This window comes from Filobacillus milosensis, from assembly GCF_004402015.1.
Classification (GTDB): Bacteria; Bacillota; Bacilli; order Bacillales; family Alkalibacillaceae; genus Filobacillus; species Filobacillus milosensis.
The window spans coordinates 1-2,419 of record NZ_SOPW01000038.1 but is presented as its reverse complement, the minus strand read 5'-3'; the positions used below and the strand labels follow the sequence as shown (position 1 = coordinate 2,419).

At 31.0% G+C, this 2,419-nt stretch carries 3 protein-coding genes and 1 pseudogene; all 4 read right to left on the bottom strand.

The features are described 5' to 3' along the window. Positions 1 to 155 precede the first annotated feature (155 nt). Complete coding sequence (locus E3U55_RS16945; RefSeq protein WP_228547604.1) at positions 156 to 584, bottom strand: hypothetical protein; 429 nt, start codon at positions 582 to 584, stop codon at positions 156 to 158. Between the two features lie 337 nt (positions 585 to 921). Next, entirely contained in the window at positions 922 to 1,302 is a 381-nt protein-coding gene (locus tag E3U55_RS16940) for a hypothetical protein (protein WP_134341664.1), read from the bottom strand. Between the two features lie 124 nt (positions 1,303 to 1,426). Continuing rightward, positions 1,427 to 2,119: a hypothetical protein gene (locus tag E3U55_RS16935; RefSeq protein WP_134341663.1), complete on the bottom strand. Its 693-nt coding sequence runs from the start codon at positions 2,117 to 2,119 to the stop codon at positions 1,427 to 1,429. 196 nt (positions 2,120 to 2,315) lie between these two features. Next, positions 2,316 to 2,419 (bottom strand): annotated as a pseudogene (locus tag E3U55_RS17780) (GNAT family N-acetyltransferase); the annotation flags it as partial.

Sequence of the window (2,419 nt, the reverse complement as noted above, 5' to 3'; positions counted from 1 at the left end):
CTACAGTGGTAAATATCATAGGTGATTCTTACAGAATCAAAGATCATTTAGATAAAGAAAATGATTAAAATTGTACATTCTTAAACAGTCAAAACTGTACATTATTAACTTGACATTTATACTTATATCCATGCATTCAACCCCCAAATAAAAGTTTACTTACCTATTCGTTCAAGTATATTTGAATAATTGTTATCAATAATTAACATTGGTTCCTTTATAGACTCTAAGATGGTTTTTATGTCAACTAATTCATTACTTTTTTCTTTATTAATGGTTCTGAAAACTGTAATAACTGCTTCCATTTTATCTCTTTCGTCATTACTTATAGTATAAGAATGATTTTCAAGAAACTTATTAGTCATACCAGATATAAATTCATCAACACGAAACAAGCTATATTGTAGTAAATCCCAATCAGATGCAGCTTTTCCCATATGTATCGTTGAAATAGCATATAAATAAGAATGTATGCTTTTACTTTCTCCGTTTACAATTCTCCAATTGTTGTACAACTCTCTTTTCACTTCACTGTTTCCTTGTTCAATAGTTAAATGAACAAATTCCTCCAGTCTATTAGCCATATTATCCCCCTGAACAGATATAATTGATAGGTAGTCATAATTTCTATCTATACTCTGGTTAACATAGTCTCTATACTCTAGCTGGATATATAAGCTATAAATAACAAAGACACAAATTAACATAGCAATAATTTTTTTAAAATACTTTTTAAAATTTGCTTTATACATATAATCCTCCTTTGCCCATTTTACTTCTTCAAGTTTTCTTCACTTAGCTTAAGATCTTCAAATTCAATGTTAACATAATATTCCAATAATTTTTTAACAAAAATAAAAAGCGACCTAATTGTAGAACGCCCTCTTCAACTATTGCCCCCTATAGTTGAGCAACAAATTTTTATTCTATTGGCAGTTTTAAGCTTACATCATAAAGTTTATCATGTTCCCAAAATCTCCCCACTGCTCCATTTCCAAAGTTCTGTACCTCTGTACAATAACCAATCTTATACAAAGCCTCACCATTGTGTTTAAAGATTAATTTATAATCTGGCATTGCCCAATCAATGTTTGCTGTGGAATGTGTCCTTGCATTGTCTAACTCATTTACAAGTTTTTCTATAAACTTTTTATCATTAACGATATCGATCAGCTTTTCGCTATCCCAATGATAAACCTCAATATTTGTTACATCATCGGTTAGATTAAGGTTATTATTTTGGCATCCGATAAGGATTAGAGATAATAAAAGGATGATGGATATTGATTTTACTTTTCGCATAAAAATCCTCCCTCTTTTCTAAGATTGACACCTGTCAATTAGTAAAAGACAATTCCCTTATTCAACTCTTGCCCCCGTTACTTTAAGTACAATAGTTCACAATCTAGTAAGGGTGAGCTAATTATTAATTGTCTTTTTTATTTAGTACGATATTTTTCATTTCTTCTGTACCAAAAGCTCCTACATTCAATGCGTTTTCTTCTAACCAATAAACTATTCTGAAAGATGAACCGTCTTTAAGGTGAATTCGTAAAAATACTTTCTGATTACTATCAATTTCCTTGTAAACTTTACTAAAGCCTAAGTAGTCAAGCGATAGGAAATCTTCTATGAATTTTGTTGTTTCTTGCTCTGTAAAATCAGAGATATGGCTCCCATCATATTCACTCTCAAGGCTCAACTTAGCTACCTTACCTCTAATATCCAGTAAATCAGAAATTGATTTTGCCTTTTTGTTTTCACTTACTTGATAAACTTTATTATTTGCAACCACTCTAAACTCTGAATCATAACCGACAAGTTCATATATATCTGTTCCGACAGGTAAAAAAGCAGCATCTCCATTTTTTGTCTTATGATCGAAACAAGCGTTCCCTGCTAATTTATACTTTACTTGACCTATTTTTTCACCTTTTTCCAGTGTTTCCATTTCAGAAAGACTTCTATCTCCCCCTTCGTACTTAATATCATTGATCATCAAAACATCAACCCAAGATATCTCTGCATCTGGACACCCTCTTACTTCATTCATTTGTTCCTGAGAACAACCAACTAACACAAATCCAATTACGATAAATAAAATAATAATTTTTTTCATAACATCACCTCGTCTGTGTAGACGTTATTACTGAACAAATGCTACAATTCCTTATTCAAATAAACTGTCCCAATAACTCAAGATCTTCTAAACTAATGTTAACATAATATTCCAATAATTTATTAGGCAAAATAAAAAAGCGACCAAATTGTAGATCGCCTGTTCAACTATTGCCCCCAATTAGTTTAAGAACAACTTATTTCAATGACGATTTAAACACATAACTTACTTTGTCGTAATCCATCCTATCTTCATAAAAGCGATGTGCATCAGTTCTCTGTAAACCTGAAGACAGTGCAA

Excerpts from the sequence above, each read along its gene's own strand:
- E3U55_RS16945 (WP_228547604.1), bottom strand. The coding sequence starts at position 584 with ATGGCTAATAGACTGGAGGAATTTGTTCATTTAACTATTGAACAAGGA.
- E3U55_RS16940 (WP_134341664.1), bottom strand. The coding sequence starts at position 1,302 with ATGCGAAAAGTAAAATCAATATCCATCATCCTTTTATTATCTCTAATC.
- E3U55_RS16935 (WP_134341663.1), bottom strand. The coding sequence starts at position 2,119 with ATGAAAAAAATTATTATTTTATTTATCGTAATTGGATTTGTGTTAGTT.